The organism is Saccharibacillus sp. JS10 (assembly GCF_024436065.1).
Classification (GTDB): Bacteria; Bacillota; Bacilli; order Paenibacillales; family Paenibacillaceae; genus Saccharibacillus.
The window spans coordinates 407686-421846 of the sequence record NZ_JANFNS010000003.1 but is presented as its reverse complement, the minus strand read 5'-3'; the positions used below and the strand labels follow the sequence as shown (position 1 = coordinate 421846).

At 49.8% G+C, this 14161-nt stretch carries 16 protein-coding genes; 7 read left to right on the top strand and 9 right to left on the bottom strand.

The window, feature by feature from the left end:
- Window positions 1-112 precede the first annotated feature (112 nt).
- Complete coding sequence (locus NOM90_RS12305; RefSeq protein ID WP_255942303.1) at window positions 113-643, top strand: GNAT family N-acetyltransferase; 531 nt, start codon at window positions 113-115, stop codon at window positions 641-643.
- Window positions 640-1587 carry a Gfo/Idh/MocA family protein gene (locus NOM90_RS12300; protein WP_255942302.1) on the top strand — a complete coding sequence of 316 codons (948 nt, stop codon included), beginning with the start codon at window positions 640-642 and terminating at the stop codon, window positions 1585-1587. The genes NOM90_RS12305 and NOM90_RS12300 overlap by 4 nt, the downstream gene beginning before the upstream one ends.
- 53 nt (window positions 1588-1640) lie before the next feature.
- Here NOM90_RS12300 and NOM90_RS12295 read toward each other — a convergent pair whose 3' ends face one another.
- The gene (locus tag NOM90_RS12295) at window positions 1641-2525 is read right to left on the bottom strand and encodes a helix-turn-helix domain-containing protein (protein ID WP_255942301.1); all 885 of its coding nucleotides are present in this window, start codon (window positions 2523-2525) and stop codon (window positions 1641-1643) included.
- A 157-nt stretch (window positions 2526-2682) separates the two neighbouring features.
- Between NOM90_RS12295 and NOM90_RS12290 the strand changes: the two genes are divergently transcribed.
- The 3 genes from NOM90_RS12290 to NOM90_RS12280 all read left to right on the top strand — a co-directional run bounded on the left by NOM90_RS12290 (window position 2683) and on the right by NOM90_RS12280 (window position 5234).
- Entirely contained in the window at window positions 2683-3135 is a 453-nt protein-coding gene (locus NOM90_RS12290) for an SRPBCC domain-containing protein (protein WP_255942300.1), read from the top strand.
- A gap of 76 nt (window positions 3136-3211) precedes the next feature.
- On the top strand, window positions 3212-3934 hold the full coding sequence (locus tag NOM90_RS12285; protein WP_255942299.1) for an SDR family oxidoreductase: 723 nt from the start codon (window positions 3212-3214) through the stop codon (window positions 3932-3934).
- Window positions 3935-4118: 184 nt separating this feature from the next.
- On the top strand, window positions 4119-5234 hold the full coding sequence (locus tag NOM90_RS12280) for an AbrB family transcriptional regulator (RefSeq protein WP_255942298.1): 1116 nt from the start codon (window positions 4119-4121) through the stop codon (window positions 5232-5234).
- A 62-nt stretch (window positions 5235-5296) separates the two neighbouring features.
- On the opposite strand, the gene NOM90_RS12275 is transcribed toward NOM90_RS12280, so the two are convergent.
- Genes NOM90_RS12275 through NOM90_RS12260 form a run of 4 tightly spaced genes read right to left on the bottom strand, consistent with a single transcriptional unit; the run spans window position 5297 to window position 9267 of the window.
- The gene (locus NOM90_RS12275; RefSeq protein ID WP_255942297.1) at window positions 5297-6421 is read right to left on the bottom strand and encodes an acyltransferase family protein; all 1125 of its coding nucleotides are present in this window, start codon (window positions 6419-6421) and stop codon (window positions 5297-5299) included.
- A complete protein-coding gene (locus NOM90_RS12270; protein ID WP_255942296.1) occupies window positions 6411-7046 on the bottom strand; it encodes a D-alanyl-D-alanine carboxypeptidase family protein in 636 nt (211 codons plus the stop codon). Before NOM90_RS12270 ends, NOM90_RS12275 begins: the two co-directional genes overlap by 11 nt.
- Window positions 7010-8197, bottom strand: coding sequence for an alanine racemase (gene alr / locus NOM90_RS12265; RefSeq protein ID WP_255942294.1), 1188 nt, complete (start codon window positions 8195-8197; stop codon window positions 7010-7012). Before alr ends, NOM90_RS12270 begins: the two co-directional genes overlap by 37 nt.
- The gene (locus NOM90_RS12260) at window positions 8194-9267 is read right to left on the bottom strand and encodes a D-alanine--D-alanine ligase family protein (RefSeq protein ID WP_255942293.1); all 1074 of its coding nucleotides are present in this window, start codon (window positions 9265-9267) and stop codon (window positions 8194-8196) included. The genes alr and NOM90_RS12260 overlap by 4 nt, the downstream gene beginning before the upstream one ends.
- A gap of 226 nt (window positions 9268-9493) precedes the next feature.
- On the opposite strand from NOM90_RS12260, the gene NOM90_RS12255 reads away from it, so the two are divergent.
- Window positions 9494-10186, top strand: a complete 693-nt coding sequence (locus NOM90_RS12255; protein ID WP_255942291.1) for an SMI1/KNR4 family protein — start codon at window positions 9494-9496, stop codon at window positions 10184-10186.
- 79 nt (window positions 10187-10265) lie between these two features.
- On the opposite strand, the gene NOM90_RS12250 is transcribed toward NOM90_RS12255, so the two are convergent.
- From NOM90_RS12250 to NOM90_RS12240, 3 genes are all read right to left on the bottom strand, one after another.
- Complete coding sequence (locus tag NOM90_RS12250) at window positions 10266-10739, bottom strand: DMT family transporter (protein ID WP_255942290.1); 474 nt, start codon at window positions 10737-10739, stop codon at window positions 10266-10268.
- Between the two features lie 13 nt (window positions 10740-10752).
- A complete protein-coding gene (locus NOM90_RS12245) occupies window positions 10753-11181 on the bottom strand; it encodes a DMT family transporter (protein WP_255942289.1) in 429 nt (142 codons plus the stop codon).
- A 123-nt stretch (window positions 11182-11304) separates the two neighbouring features.
- Complete coding sequence (locus NOM90_RS12240; protein WP_255942288.1) at window positions 11305-11619, bottom strand: ArsR/SmtB family transcription factor; 315 nt, start codon at window positions 11617-11619, stop codon at window positions 11305-11307.
- Window positions 11620-11782: 163 nt separating this feature from the next.
- Here NOM90_RS12240 and NOM90_RS12235 point away from each other — a divergent pair, with 163 nt between their 5' ends.
- Window positions 11783-12271: a DinB family protein gene (locus NOM90_RS12235; protein ID WP_255942287.1), complete on the top strand. Its 489-nt coding sequence runs from the start codon at window positions 11783-11785 to the stop codon at window positions 12269-12271.
- Between the two features lie 100 nt (window positions 12272-12371).
- Here the strand turns inward: NOM90_RS12235 and NOM90_RS12230 are convergent, their stop codons facing one another.
- On the bottom strand, window positions 12372-14072 hold the full coding sequence (locus NOM90_RS12230; RefSeq protein WP_370866601.1) for a DEAD/DEAH box helicase: 1701 nt from the start codon (window positions 14070-14072) through the stop codon (window positions 12372-12374).
- Between the last annotated feature and the right edge of the window lie 89 nt (window positions 14073-14161).

Genomic DNA, 14161 nt, shown 5'->3' with positions numbered 1-14161 from the left:
AGAAATGCCGCGTCCTTTTTTTGTGCTAAGTTCAAAATAAGACACATCAAAAACATAACTTCGCGTTACAATCGAGGTATAAACTTCTACACGGAAAGAAGGGGCACCTTTTATGAAACCGATCGAAACGGAACGTTTGATTTTACGCAATTTCACGGAAGAAGACGCCGAGGGACTATTCGCGTACACCTCCGATCCTCGGGTGAACTGCTTTTTAGATGGCAAAATGGATAACTTAGATCAAGCTTTGGCAGAAGTTCGCAAAAAAAGTACAGACGATTCCCAAATTGCCGTCGCGCTCAAAGAAAACAATGCGTTGATCGGCGAACTATTTGCGATCAAAGAAGAACCGGATACTTTCAGCGTCGGCTGGAATTTTAATGCGGCTTACGAAGGTAAAGGCTTGGCGAGAGAAAGTGCGGAAGCGCTACTTCGCGATTTGTTTACGGAACAAGGCGCCAGACGGGTGTACGCCTATGCGGAAGACGACAACTTTAGATCGCAAAAGCTGTGCGAAAAGCTGGGCATGCGCCAAGAAGGCTGTATGAAGGAGTTTATCTCGTTTACGAAAAACGAAGACGGAACGCCGAAATACGAGAATACCTATTTGTACGCACTGCTTAAAAAAGAGTGGATTTCATGATCAAATGGGGAATTCTCGGCGCAGGGAATATCGCTTATCGTTTCGCCGCTGCTCTAGTGCATGAGCCGAATAGCACGCTCTATGCGATTAGCGGACGTAACGAGAATAAGCTGAAGACTTTTGCCGACCATTATCCAGTCCATCAGCTGTATTTGTCGCATGACGAACTGTTAGCTGATCCCGAGATCGACGCGATCTATTTGGCACTGCCGCATCAACTTCACCGGGAATGGGCAATCCAAGCTATAGATGCGGGCAAAGCCGTTTTGTGCGAAAAACCGGCGGCACTCCATGCAGAGGAAATGCAAGATATCGCAGATGCAGCGCGCAGCCGAAATGTGTTGTTTATGGAAGCGATGAAGCCAAGATTTGTGCCGCTATATCGAGAGTTGCGGCGTAGAGTGGATGCAGGAGAAATCGGAGCCGTAATGTCAATCGAAACTAGCTTTTGCGATAAAATTCAGCTGGACAAAGCGACCTATCATACGGAGCCGGATCACGGAGGAGCGCTGCTGGATATCGGTACATACTGCGCAAGCTGGATCGAAGATTTTTCATTCGGAGACATGCGTTTGGAATCGATCCGATCAGAGATACAGGATTCCGTTGAGTTGTATGTGGACGCCCGTTTGGAAACGGAAAATGTCCGTGCACAGCTACAATGCGCTTTTGACCGGAAAAAGGATCGCATAGCCGTCCTTCGCGGAGAAAAAGGTCATATCGTCGTCGAGGATCTGCATCGTCCAACAAGGTTGACCGTGTATAGGGATGGACAAGAACCGGAGATCGTAGAAATCCCGTACGAAGTCGACGACTTTTATAGTGAGATTCATCATTTCGTGCAGTGTTTGGAACAAGGACTCACAGAAAGCGACATTATGCCGCTCTCTGCGTCTTTACGCTGCGCGGAAATTTTGGACGTGGTGCGAGCAGGTATTCGATAACGAAGACTCTTGCCCGATTGCCTCTTCCGGCTAAAGTTGCCTTTGTCCCGGATTCAGCTTCGCGTTCCCAAAACGTAAGCTTCCGGAGTTACGCCGATCACGGCTTTGAAGTCTTTGATAAAATGCGCTTGGTCGTGGTAACCCAGTTCTTGCGATAAATGCAGCAGCTTCGTCCTTGTGCCTTGCTCTTTACCCCGATCAAGGGCTTCGGCGGCTTCTTGCAGGCGATGAAGCCGAATCACCCACTTGGGAGTGAGACCGACCCTTCGGCTGAACAAACGTTGGAGATTGCGTTTTTCGATGCCGAAAAGCTTGCACAATTCATCTACCTTCGTCAGATCTTGCCGCCCAGCGATGGCTTTGAAGATCTCGCTTAACAGCTTTGTCTCATGATCCATTTGCGGTTTGGCCTCCAGTAGCAACATATCCATAAGCTCGCAAAGCCCCACGTCGTTTGTCGTATCCAGTGCTTGTTCCAACGCTACGGCATTGCTTCGGAGCACGCGATCCACGGGAAGGGAATTTCCTATAAGCTCCGATAACGATTCGCGGTAAAACGGATAAAATCCGCCTGGCAAAAACTTGACGCCGAACACGCTGCCTTTGCCTTGAAGAAGATGCGAAAATCGGGAAGTTGAAGGCATGTAGCAAGATGTGCGGCCATGCTCGATCACGAGATTGGCGCAGGGATTCGGTACAACTTCTTGCTGGTAAGATTCCGCTGCATCCAGTTCCCACTCGACCGTCCAGTAGTGGCGGACAAAGCCGGCAAGTTCCGGAGCGGGATCGTACCGGAGCAGACGGAATCGGTTTTTGCCGGCTCCCGCGTTCAACACGCCGAGCCGAGGTTCGGAAGAATCGAAAAAAGGAGCTCGGGGACTTTTCGCTGGTAGCTCTACTGCTTTGCGGATCTGTCCCTTTTCCAAAAAGCGGTTCATAAGGTCCTCCTACATTTTTATTTGGAAGATTGTCGCGTTTCTACAATACGAATGTATGTTCTTGAAGGTAAGCTGATTATAACACGGAAAGCATGACGTCGCGAGATCGAAACGAAGGCGCCGCGCATTTCCGATCCAATACAGGGAGGGTTTGATCATGAAGCTGGAATATACGATTTATGTGGATGCGAAGCCGGAAAAAGTCTGGGAAGCCCTAGTGTCGCCGGAAGGAACAAAAGCAGCGTTTTTCGGTTCGGAACTGCAATCTTCGTTTGAAGAAGGGGCGCCGTTTCAGTATGTAGGTCCTAATCAAAGCGGAGACACGATTGTGCATGTGTACGGCCATATTTTATCATGCGAACCTTACCGTCAACTAGCGTATCTCGAACATCCGGGACCGTCTTATTACGAGCAACACGCGAAGCTAACGAGTCGGATCGTTTTCGAACTGGAAAAAGCCGGATCGACCACGAAGGTAACGCTCATCAACGACGAATGGAGCGATAACCATCCAGGCATCGACAACTCACGCGCAGCATGGCCTATGGTACTTAGTTCGGTCAAAACATGGTGCGAGACAGGCGCGACCCTGAATTTTGGTTGGTCATAAAGCGAGTGTGGTATATTCCAGTTAGCCGTCTGCTTTCGGGCAGCCGCCGAATAAGACGAACTGGAGATGGACGACGATGCGTAAACAGACGGTTTTCATTACCGGAGCAAACAAAGGAATCGGGTACGAAACAGCCAGACAGTTGGGCAAACAGGGATATTTCGTCTTTTTGGGAGCGCGAAGTCAACAAAACGGTCAAGAAGCCGTTCGCAAATTGCAAGAAGAAGGCATTGAAGCCCAATACGTTCTGATCGATGTCGCAAATCCGTCTACAATCCCGGCTGCGGCGAAAGCGATTGCGGACGTTACGCCTTCGCTCGACGTGCTTATCAACAACGCGGGGATCGGAGCCGGTGGCAATGTGCCGAGCCAGCAAAGTATGGAAGATATCCGCAGAGTCTACGAAGTCAACGTATTCGGACCGATTCAGGTCATTCAATCCATGCTTCCTTTATTGAAAAAATCGCCGCTGGGTCGGATCGTCAACGTATCGAGCGGTCTTGGTTCTTTGACGTTCCACAGCGATCCTTCGCATGAACATTACGGGGTTAATCCGCTGGATTACAACAGTTCCAAAACGGCGCTGAATGCCGTGACCGTCATGTTCGCCAAAGAGTTTGTAGGAGCGCCGCTCAAGATCAACGCAGTCGATCCCGGTTATACGGCGACAGATATGAATAACAACAGCGGGCCTCGTAGCGTGGAACATTCTGCGGGTACGGTAGCCAAATTAGCCTTGATTGGCGAAGACGGGCCGTCCGGCAAATTTTTTGACGAAACCGGAGAGATTCCGTGGTAAAAAGTACGCATTCTGCGTCTCATCCAGCAGGTTATGAATTGAGCAACTCATAGGATCAAGCGAGAACGTCGACAAATCGGCGATCTCGCTTTTTTCATTTTGGCGTCAGAAGAACAGAAAAGGTATAATACAAAGATATGATTTTCGGCAAATACGAAGGCTTCGAAGAAAGAAGGAATAGGTAATGAAAGATCGACTCTCCGCGATAGGAAGTCTGTGGCTGAGTATAGGAATTGCCCTGCTGATCTCCCTGGTGGGCGCAGGGTTGTTCAATGTATTGGGGCTTCCTGTTCCGTGGCTGCTCGGGCCGATGCTGGCAGCGCTAATTGCTTCGAATCTGTTAAAAAAGCATTATGCTTGGCCGGCGCAGCTACGTAACGGTGCGTTGGTCGTGATCGGCTACACAATCGGGATAGTATTGACCGGCGAAGCTTTGCAGCGTATGGGCTCACAGGTCCCTTATATGATTCTGATGACGTTCTTGTTGCTTGTACTATGCGCAGGTATCGCTTTCATCATCGGCAAGCTGTCCGGTACAGACTTCAAAACGACTTTGCTTGGCAGCGTACCCGGCGGATTGTCGCAGATCGTGGTACTGGCAGAGGAAACCAAAGGCGTAGATCTGACGCTCGTTACGGTGAACCAGGTTATTCGACTGCTGCTGATCATCATCGGGATTCCGCTTCTGGTGTACAGCCCGTTATTTGGACAACCTGCCGAAGTCGCCGAGCATGTCGCCGCGCAGCAGCGGATACCGTGGAGTGGGTTATTCCCGAACATTCTGGTATATGCTCCGCTCTGCATCTTGCTCGCACTGCTTGGCAAAAAATATCGGTTTCCGAGTGCTTTTCTAGTGTGCCCGGCATTCGGAACAGCGCTTCTTCAAGCGACTGGCTTCCATGCGCCGGAACTGCCACATGGGCTAACCGCCGCTGCTCAGTTGGCATTGGGCACATACGTAGGCACATTGCTGAAGCCAGGGCAGATACAGCACAAAACACGTACGCTGTCTTTGTCCGTGTTAAGCGGGCTGCTGCTAATCGCCGGTTCGCTAGGATTAACGATGCTGCTCACTCATCTTCAGCCCGTCTCTTTACCGACGTCGCTTCTTAGTCTCGCGCCGGGCGGAATGGATCAGATGGGCATCATCGCCCACTCGATCGGAGCAGATCTGTCCACCGTATCGGGATACCAGTTGTTCCGTACGTTCTTTATCTTCTTTGCGATCCCGCCGTTGATCCGGTTATTGTTCCGGTATACAGACCGCAAAAGTGCGGACAAAGCGAAAGCCTCTCCCTGAGCAGGAAAGGCAGGCGCATCAAAGCGCTCAGCGAGCGCATAGGGCGGCATTGAGTAGAAAAATCAGGAAAGTTTTTGCGAAGGCGCGGAGGAAGAATCTTCTTCGCGCTTTTTGGTGCGTGTTTGCAGAATAAGCTTGCTGATTCGACTTGTGGCGGCAGCAGCAAACGCGGATAGCCCAATCGATAATAGACAGACCGCGATATAATGCACCGGGCTGTTTGCGATTAGCAGTTGTTCGCCTTTTACGACTTCGGCGGCGCCGCGTACCAGTACAATCGCCAAAGGATGCAAAATGTACACCCAAGTTCTCCAAGCCCGCAATCGTTTGGAACCGTGGACATTCCAGGTCGTCGACCAAAGGAATAGCAAAAATGCAGCCGGGATTGAGAATACATACATACTGTCATGCCGGGGAAGATTCAGGCTATGAAGCCATTCTCCTTCGGCAATAAGCAACAGCAAAGCGATGATCGATGCCAAGCCAAGCCGGAAGGATACGGCGCGCGAAGGTATGGAGTTCGACATGTTCCGCCGAGCGAGAGCTGCTCCTGCCAAAATCGGCAATGGTGCGAAAAACAAACCGTTACGCGTGTAATCCATCCAGCTATACAACGCGCCATATATCGGCTTTAAATGCAGCATATTCGTGGCAAAACCGTAATAGCTGTCACCCAGCAGACCGAATACGTATAAAGCGGTCGCGGCAACCCATGCCCAGACGGGCGAAGACAGACGGCTTAGGAAATAGATCAGCCAGATGCCCATCCAGAGTGCAGGGAAAAACCAAAGATGATAAAAAGTACCGTCCAATAAGAGATCCCGCAAAAAGGCAACGAAGTCGAAGCCTTTCGCAAAATCGCCTTTATATACGTTTAGCGGTAGGTACAGCAGAATCGAGAAACCGTACAGCAAAGCGATCTTATTGGTATAGCGTATGACAATAGAGCGGTTCGGGGCAGCTTCGTTATCCACGAATTTTCGAAAGAGGAAAAATCCGGATCCGATAAAGAAGATCGGTACGGCTACTCTGGAGATCAGCCCGGCAATTAAAAAATCGGCTTGCGGGCTGATGCTCGCCAGCGGAGACGTATGGTTGGCGATGACAAGCAGTGCCGCCATAAATTTCAACCAATCCGTACCCCCGATATTCCGTAACGAACGTTGCTCTGCAAGATTAGTTCCCATACGGAGCCTTTCGAGCTTTAGCGCTGGTCTGCGCTTGCCCTAGACCCTCGACGTATTCTTCAAGGCACAAATCGCGTTCTTCCATGATCGCGGCATGCGGCGCACCGACATAGCGGAAATGCCATGGCTCGCAGGAGATACCCGTGAGACGTTCTTTGTGCGCTTTGTAGCGCTGCACGAAGCCAAATTCGGCGGCTTTGGCTTTGAACGCGCCGCAGACGCCGTCGTCTGGAAATTCCGGCGCGATAAAATCAAGCCCGCCCGCTGCCGAACCGACATCCACAGCAAGCCCGGTATGATGCTCGCTGCATCCCGGCAACGCCACGAATTTGGCGGTATATTCCGCACCGTTTTCTTCCAGCGAAGAAGAGTAGATTTCTGTCTGCTCGGCTAAGTCGCGGTAGCCGCTGACGACGACGATATCGGTTTTTCCGCCGATAGCTTCCAGCAGCGCATCCAACCGTTCCAGACAGATTCGGTCGAGTTGGATACCCTCGTCCAGCACCCGGATATCCGGAAAAGATTTTACCCGCGCAAGCCGATTTTCGATATCTGCGGCACTTTCGGTTACAGGATGGTATGGGTTGATTAGAATCGGCGCAATAGGTCTTGTTTCGGTTTCCATGCGTATTCCTCCTTCTGTAAAGCTTCATCTTTGGATAACTTTTCGTAATTTCGCGGTACCCGTCCGGTCAAAGAAGCGGTGATTTCTTGAGGAACAACCCCTGCGCGCGATGCAGCTTCTGTGCAAGACAATTTCTCGCTGCCCTGACTGCCGATTAAGACGACCGGATCGCCGGCTCGGCACGGTTCGGATAGTCTTATCGTTAATTGATCCATGCCGATACGACCAACAATTTTGGCGCGTTTGCCGCCTACGAGTACTTCGCCGTTTTGCATGATCTGCGACCATCCATCGGCGTAACCGATCGGTACGGTACCGATCCATTCTTCGCCCCTCGCCTTATAAGCACGGTCGTAGCCGATCGTGTCTCCAGCAGATACTTGCTTGACCTGAATTAATGCGCTTCGCAATGTTAGCGCGGGCTCAAGCTCCCATTGAGGAGCAAGGGCTGAAGGATAGAAGCCGTAAGCAGCGGCGCCTATCCGTACCATATCAAGTGCCATTTCTGGAAATCGCAGCGCTGACGCGCTCCCGCAACAGTGTAAAAGGGTAGGGAAGATCCTTGAAGAATGTGCCCACTGTGTCATAGACAAGAAGCGTTCATATTGCAATTTCACGAATGACGTGTCCGCCCAGCTTGCCGTGGCAAAATGAGTGAACATTCCTTCTACGACGATGTCTTTTCGTTTTAGCCAAGGCACAAGCTGTTTCCATTCTTCCCGGCTTCTCAAGCCAATCCGGCCAAGACCGGTATCGAGCTTGATATGCACGCGTAGCGGAGCGCCATTCGGCGTCTGCCGAAACTCTTCGCGCTGCTTGAACCAGCCCGCTTCCGTAACGGTCAGCCGAATATCCAGCGCGGCAGCAAGTTCCGCGTAACGCGGCGGAATTGGGGCTAGTACTAGAATAGGGAGCTGTATGCCGTGCTCGCGAAGTTCGACGGCTTCTTCAAGTGAGGCGACGCCAAGCATGTCGGCGCCGGCGGCGAGAGCGGCTTCGGCGCTTTGGATCGCGCCGTGCCCGTAACCGTTCGCTTTTACGACCGCCATCAGTTGCACGGAAGACGGGAAGCGGCGGCGAATCTTCGATAAGTTTCGCTGCACTGCCGCCGTATCGACGTATGCTTGGGTATCGCGGTATAAGGCGCTCATCGGATGCTACCGTTTAAGGATGCTTGGGCGCGTTTACGCTCTAATGCGTAATCGATTAGCTTTTCGATCAAGGCTGCGTAAGTGGTGCCGTCTGTCCGCTCCCACATGACCGGATACATACTCGTGCCTGTGAAACCCGGAAGCGCATTGATCTCATTCAGATAGATCAGCCCGTCATCGCCGAAGAAAAAGTCAACTCGCGCCAGCCCCGAGCAGCAGAGCGCTTCATAAGCGCGAATCGCGGATTCGCGGATTTCTTTCGCTGCCGCGGGCGGGATTTCGGCTGGAATCGACATCTGGAGCTTCGGATTGGCGTATTTCGCATGAAAGTCGAAAAATTTCACGCCGTGTAAGAACTCGCCCGGCAGCGACGCTTGCGGCTGGTCGTTGCCCATGACGGCGACCTGAATTTCGCGACCGAGAACTTCGCGCTCGATGACAAGCTTGGCGTCGTGGCGCAGCGCTTCTTCGATTCCGGCTTCCAGCGCGTCGCGGTCTTCGCAGCGGCTGATCCCGATCGAGGAGCCGAGAGTTGCGGGCTTCACATACCCCGGTAGCAGACCGCGCTTCTCAAGGCGGCTCATTATGCCCGCACGGTCTTCTTCCCATTGGCGACGGGTGACGATCTCGTATGCGGTCTGACGAATACCCGCAAGCCCGGCAAGCCGGTGGGTCACGTCTTTGTCCAGCGTCATAGCCGCCGAGAGTACGCCGTTGCCGACGTAAGGAATCGCAAGAAGTTCCAGCAACCCTTGAACGGTTCCGTCTTCGCCGTTCGCGCCGTGCAGAAGCGGCAAAGCGACTTTTTCGCCGACCAAAGAAAATTCGGTCGCTAACACTTCACCAAGAGAAGATGCCGCATTGGCATGTCGCGATACAGGCGTCAGATTTGCCGCGCTTAATCCTTCTACCGGCATCTTGCCTAGACTGGTCCATACCCCTTCACGGGAAATATAGATCGGGTACACTTCGTGTTTTTGCGTATTTAACGCCTTGAGCACGGTAGCCGCTGTTTTCAGCGACACTTCATGCTCGGGCGATTGTCCTCCGTACAAAACGTAAATCATCATGGGGATTCAGCTCCTTTAAATATTCTGGATGTTGTATTCTTGCCCCGGGTAAAAGAGAAGACGGAGCATGATCGGAATTTATATCGCTTTTACGAAAATTCAGATTTTCTAGTTAGATGGCGTTTAAGAGTCAAAGGTGGCAAAAATATCGAAAAATAAATTTGGCTTTTCCATAAACAGTCCGCCTGTTAAAGTTGAAAAAGGAAACAGAAAGGCAGGAATCCTTATGAAGGAACAAGAACAGAAACTTGCTTTGGAGATCGAAGATATCCGTGGAAGAATTGACGTACGCTACGTAAACGAGAAGTTCCGGATGTTGTTTTACGACTTGGGCGATAATATTCCGGTAGACATGTTGGATACGGAGCGCGAGATTCCAGAAGAGCTTCGAGACGAAGACGATGGGGAATGGAAGTTCTGGAAGCCGGTGCCGTCCACGATTTCGAGCGAAGAGATCGAGGCGCTGGAAGATAAAATAGGTGCGGCTTTTCCGCCGGGATTCCGTGCGCTGCTGCAAGCCTATCATCTTGTGAGCTGGACTTCCGCAGGGTTAAGCGACGGTCAGGGAGGATACGTCGGCGGGTGTATGTCTTTCACGCTTCCGGCATTGGATACGGATAAACGGCTTGAGGAGCTTGCTCGGAATGCCGAAGAAGATTGGGGCAAGCTGATCGCGGCAGGTTATCTTCCGTTTGCGATCGGCGAAGACGGACAGGGGCCGATATGCTTTGATTTGGAGCGGCGAGACGAAGGCGGAGATTGCCCGGTGATCTGGATTCTGCATGACGATCTATTTAGTCTTGGAGAGAACGGGGTATCGATGCGGAAGCAGGTAGAGCCGCACGTGAGGCAAATCGCCGATTCGTTCGAGGATATGAAAGCGATTTTGTTAGGCGGCGAAGAAGCTTCAATAGTTTGATAACAAATCAAAAGGACTGTTCCATAGCCAAATTGCGGCTGTCGGACAGTCCTTTTTTTATACGTTAGATGATCGGAATTTATACCGCGACTTTAGCTTTCTCTGCCGCCGAACGTTTATTGCCCAGGTAGATCAGATAGAGCGATACAGCCATAAATCCGAGCGCGAGTATGCGTTTGCCGTCCAGATGAATTTCCAGGCTATTAAACCAACCGAAATGATCGATCAGGATACCGGCAACCAATTGCCCGGCGATTCCGGAAATATTGGCAGCGATGACTCCGATTTTAGGAACCGCAATTACGGTAAGCAGCAAATAGATCGTACCTAAAAATGCGGCGCTAAGCTGCCATTTCGGAGCTTGAAACAAAGCGCCCAAATGCCCGTTTCCGAAAAACAATAAATATAAAGCCAAAAATAAAGTACCGGTAATAAAAGTCAGAAGCGTTGTTTCCAATGATCCGGCTTTGCGGCTCAATGTTCCGTTGATCGAAGATTGAGCGCTTAAGGTAATCCCGCCAAGCAGGGTGAATAAAATCATAAACGATCCCATATCGGACCTCCTTTTAATTAATCAACAGTAAAGCAACCGCCATCGCGGCGACCGCGAATATTTTTTCTTTGTTCACTTTGGTCGGTTCGCTGCCGAGCCAGCCAAAATGTTCGATGACCATACTCATTACCATTTGACCCAAAATGACGGCAACCATCGTTACCCCTACACCGACAAAAGGAACACTGATCACGATCGAAGTCAGATATACGACACCGAGTAATCCACCGATTAACGACCACTTGGGAGCACGGCGAATTTGCATCATTTCTCCTTTGCCGAAAAAGAGCCAAAGTAATCCGACAATAATGCTACCTGCTGCGAAATTGTAAAAGCTGGTTTCGACTTGACCGATCGTTTTGCCGAGTTCAGCGTAAATCGCTCCTTCAAAACTTAATGCTGCACCTGCTAAAAGAGCCAGTACATAATAAATAGGACGCATAATTTTCCCCTTTTCCCTATACTTGAATATTTAGAAAAATCGATATGAAAAACAAAATAAACGCAAAAGATCTTTTTCAAACACAAAAGCGAACCGTCCATACCGATGAAGGCGGACGGCGCTTTAGAGGTGAGTACGAATTTCTTCGGCTAACGCTTGAATCGAAGCTTCATTCCGTCGGTAATACGTCCATTGTCCGTAACGGAACGATTCCAATAATTCTGCTTTTTGCATCATATTCAGATAGCTTGATACCGTCGATTGCGACAAACCGGCTTTTTCCTGAATATCTCCGACGCAGACACCACCGACAAAACTTACGCCTTTCGGAATATGTGCGCCTTGCGCGGGGAAATGCTTTTCCGGTTCTTTGAGCCAGAGCAGAATATTTAACCGTGTCTCGTTGGACAAAGCTTTAAATATATCGATAGTTTTCATGAAGATATTTTATATCTAGAATTCCCGATATGTCAAATCATTAAAAAGTAAGTTGAAAACGAGTGATTCATGAAACAAACACTTGTTCGCTTTTTATTTACCGCTTATAATCAAGATGTATGATCATTGAAGTCCATTTTTTTAATCGAAAGGAGAAAATTAAATGAATGAAGCTCTACAGATTCGCGATCATTTACTGAATGAACTTGAGACAGGGGTACGTACCGGAGAAGCGCTGATTGCTCGGATTTCTCCAGAACAATGGGAATATCGCCCTCAAGACAATATGCGTTCGCTTATCGAATTGGTTCGCCATTTGGCTTTGGTTCCTCGCAGCGATCTTGCCATCATGCAAGAACATTCGGCTGAAGACGTCGCTCTCGTCGAGAACAGCCTCAATGAAAATACCGATCCACAGGCACTAGCAGCGGCGCTGCGCGAAAGTTTTGACCAGTACAAAGCCTACATAACCTCGCTTGAACTTGATGATCTAATGAACCGCTCGACTCAAGCTTTTTATGCAGAATCGGGACATACGCAAATTCAGTGGCAGATCGAAACTTTAACCCATCTGTTCCATCACCGTTCTCAGCTTTACAACTATCTGAAGCAACAAGGGCATGAACTTCATTTCTCGATGTTATACATGTAACTGTAAAGTTAAAATTGTACGCAGCACAAAAAGCGCGACAAGAAATCGCGCTTTTTGACATGTATGGTTGTGTTAAACCGATTGAGAAACGGGCAAAAACTTAGGTTTTGTCACCCGACAAGCCATAGCTTGCGCGGTACAAGGTATCGGCAGCCCATTGACCATCAACCCACTTTTTGTTGGCGGTAGCGCGTGCTGAAGCCGCACTGCCTGGTTGAGGACGTCCGCCTGTACGTGGGCGTTTGTTGTCCGACGGATTACCGTTCCGAGAACCATTTTTTGGCGCGCGATTGCGGTTTGCTTCGGTATTCGATGCTTGCTGGGCAGGCTTGGATCCGTTGCTATTTGCGCGCGGCGTTTGATTGGAATGACTAGCTGCACGCGGTTTTGGTGCTCCTGTCGTCGCTTCCGTTTTTGCCGCAGGTTTCACCGAGTTTGCAGACTCAGAACTCTTCGGTTTTTCTACCGAACGATTCGGATTATTGGCTGCGCGTGAACCTGTATTTGGACGAGTCTCGTTTTTACGTGGCGGTTTCGAGGCAGTTGAATGACTGCTTTTTACCGGTTGAGACTGTGTTTTTGACGCTGATGGCTTAACATTTTTGCGTTCTTTGTTCCCATTTGATTGACCTTTTGGCGCAGATTGAGGCGCAGCCGGAGTTTCGCCAGTCATCGGATACGCATGGTCTTTCACTTCCGGAATATTTTTGCCGATCAATTTTTGAATATCTTTCAAATAAGGCAGTTCTTCCGTTTCGCAAAATGAAATCGAAATTCCATCGCGACCTGCGCGACCGGTACGACCGATCCGGTGCACATAGGTTTCCGGAATATTCGGCAGATTGAAGTTGATGACATGTGACAATTCATCAATATCGATTCCGCGTGCGGCAATATCTGTGGCAACGAGAACGCGGGTGATTCCGTTTTTGAAATTATTCAATGCGTTTTGCCGTGCATTTTGTGATTTGTCGCCATGAATCGCGAGTGCAGAAATACCGGCGCGATCAAGCAAACGAGCGACGCGGTTGGCGCCGTGCTTCGTGCGTGTAAATACGAGAGCCGACTCAATCGACTTGTCTTGCAAAATATCGTTGAGCAGTTTTTGTTTATTCGGTTTATCAACCAAGTAGACGGCTTGGCGAATACGGTCGACCGTCGAAGAAACCGGCGTGATTTCGACTTTTTCCGGGTTCACCAGTAACGAATTTACGAGATCCGTAATTTCTTGCGGCATCGTTGCCGAGAAGAACAACGTTTGTTTTTTTGCAGGGACTTTCGCTAGAATTTTGCGGACGTCATGAATAAAGCCCATATCGAGCATCCGGTCGGCTTCGTCGAGTACGAGAACTTCGATCTGATCCAAGCTTACATGTTTTTGATTCATCAGATCAAGCAGACGTCCCGGCGTTGCGATCAAAATATCGGTTCCGCGTTTGAGTTCGCGTTCTTGCGGCATCTGCGATACCCCGCCCACGATCACTTGACTACGAAGCTCTGTGTAACGGCTATACGCACGGATATTATCAAAAATCTGAATCGCCAATTCACGTGTTGGCGTCAAAATCAATGAGCGAATCGGACGTTTTCCTTCTGCCGGCTTCTGCATCGATAGACGTTGGATAATCGGAAGCGAGAATGCCGCCGTTTTGCCTGTTCCGGTTTGTGCGCAACCTAATACGTCGCGACCTTCAAGAGCGACAGGAATCGCTTGTTGCTGAATCGGTGTCGGCGTCTCGTAATTTTCTTTTTGCAAAGCTTTGAGAATCGAAGGGATCAGTTTCAAATCGTTAAATGTCATGGTAGCTCCTTTTATATAAAAAAAATCGATAGATTTTCGTATGATTTGTCCATAAAATTGCGTAAATCAGTCATAAAAATAGATAGAGT

What these genes read in the sequence shown, in the direction of transcription:
- NOM90_RS12305 (WP_255942303.1), top strand. Translation starts at nt 113, where the DNA reads ATGAAACCGATCGAAACGGAACGTTTGATTTTACGCAATTTCACGGAA.
- NOM90_RS12300 (WP_255942302.1), top strand. Translation starts at nt 640, where the DNA reads ATGATCAAATGGGGAATTCTCGGCGCAGGGAATATCGCTTATCGTTTC.
- NOM90_RS12295 (WP_255942301.1), bottom strand. Translation starts at nt 2,525, where the DNA reads ATGAACCGCTTTTTGGAAAAGGGACAGATCCGCAAAGCAGTAGAGCTA.
- NOM90_RS12290 (WP_255942300.1), top strand. Translation starts at nt 2,683, where the DNA reads ATGAAGCTGGAATATACGATTTATGTGGATGCGAAGCCGGAAAAAGTC.
- NOM90_RS12285 (WP_255942299.1), top strand. Translation starts at nt 3,212, where the DNA reads ATGCGTAAACAGACGGTTTTCATTACCGGAGCAAACAAAGGAATCGGG.
- NOM90_RS12280 (WP_255942298.1), top strand. Translation starts at nt 4,119, where the DNA reads ATGAAAGATCGACTCTCCGCGATAGGAAGTCTGTGGCTGAGTATAGGA.
- NOM90_RS12275 (WP_255942297.1), bottom strand. Translation starts at nt 6,421, where the DNA reads ATGGGAACTAATCTTGCAGAGCAACGTTCGTTACGGAATATCGGGGGT.
- NOM90_RS12270 (WP_255942296.1), bottom strand. Translation starts at nt 7,046, where the DNA reads ATGGAAACCGAAACAAGACCTATTGCGCCGATTCTAATCAACCCATAC.
- alr (WP_255942294.1), bottom strand. Translation starts at nt 8,197, where the DNA reads ATGAGCGCCTTATACCGCGATACCCAAGCATACGTCGATACGGCGGCA.
- NOM90_RS12260 (WP_255942293.1), bottom strand. Translation starts at nt 9,267, where the DNA reads ATGATGATTTACGTTTTGTACGGAGGACAATCGCCCGAGCATGAAGTG.
- NOM90_RS12255 (WP_255942291.1), top strand. Translation starts at nt 9,494, where the DNA reads ATGAAGGAACAAGAACAGAAACTTGCTTTGGAGATCGAAGATATCCGT.
- NOM90_RS12250 (WP_255942290.1), bottom strand. Translation starts at nt 10,739, where the DNA reads ATGGGATCGTTTATGATTTTATTCACCCTGCTTGGCGGGATTACCTTA.
- NOM90_RS12245 (WP_255942289.1), bottom strand. Translation starts at nt 11,181, where the DNA reads ATGCGTCCTATTTATTATGTACTGGCTCTTTTAGCAGGTGCAGCATTA.
- NOM90_RS12240 (WP_255942288.1), bottom strand. Translation starts at nt 11,619, where the DNA reads ATGAAAACTATCGATATATTTAAAGCTTTGTCCAACGAGACACGGTTA.
- NOM90_RS12235 (WP_255942287.1), top strand. Translation starts at nt 11,783, where the DNA reads ATGAATGAAGCTCTACAGATTCGCGATCATTTACTGAATGAACTTGAG.
- NOM90_RS12230 (WP_370866601.1), bottom strand. Translation starts at nt 14,072, where the DNA reads ATGACATTTAACGATTTGAAACTGATCCCTTCGATTCTCAAAGCTTTG.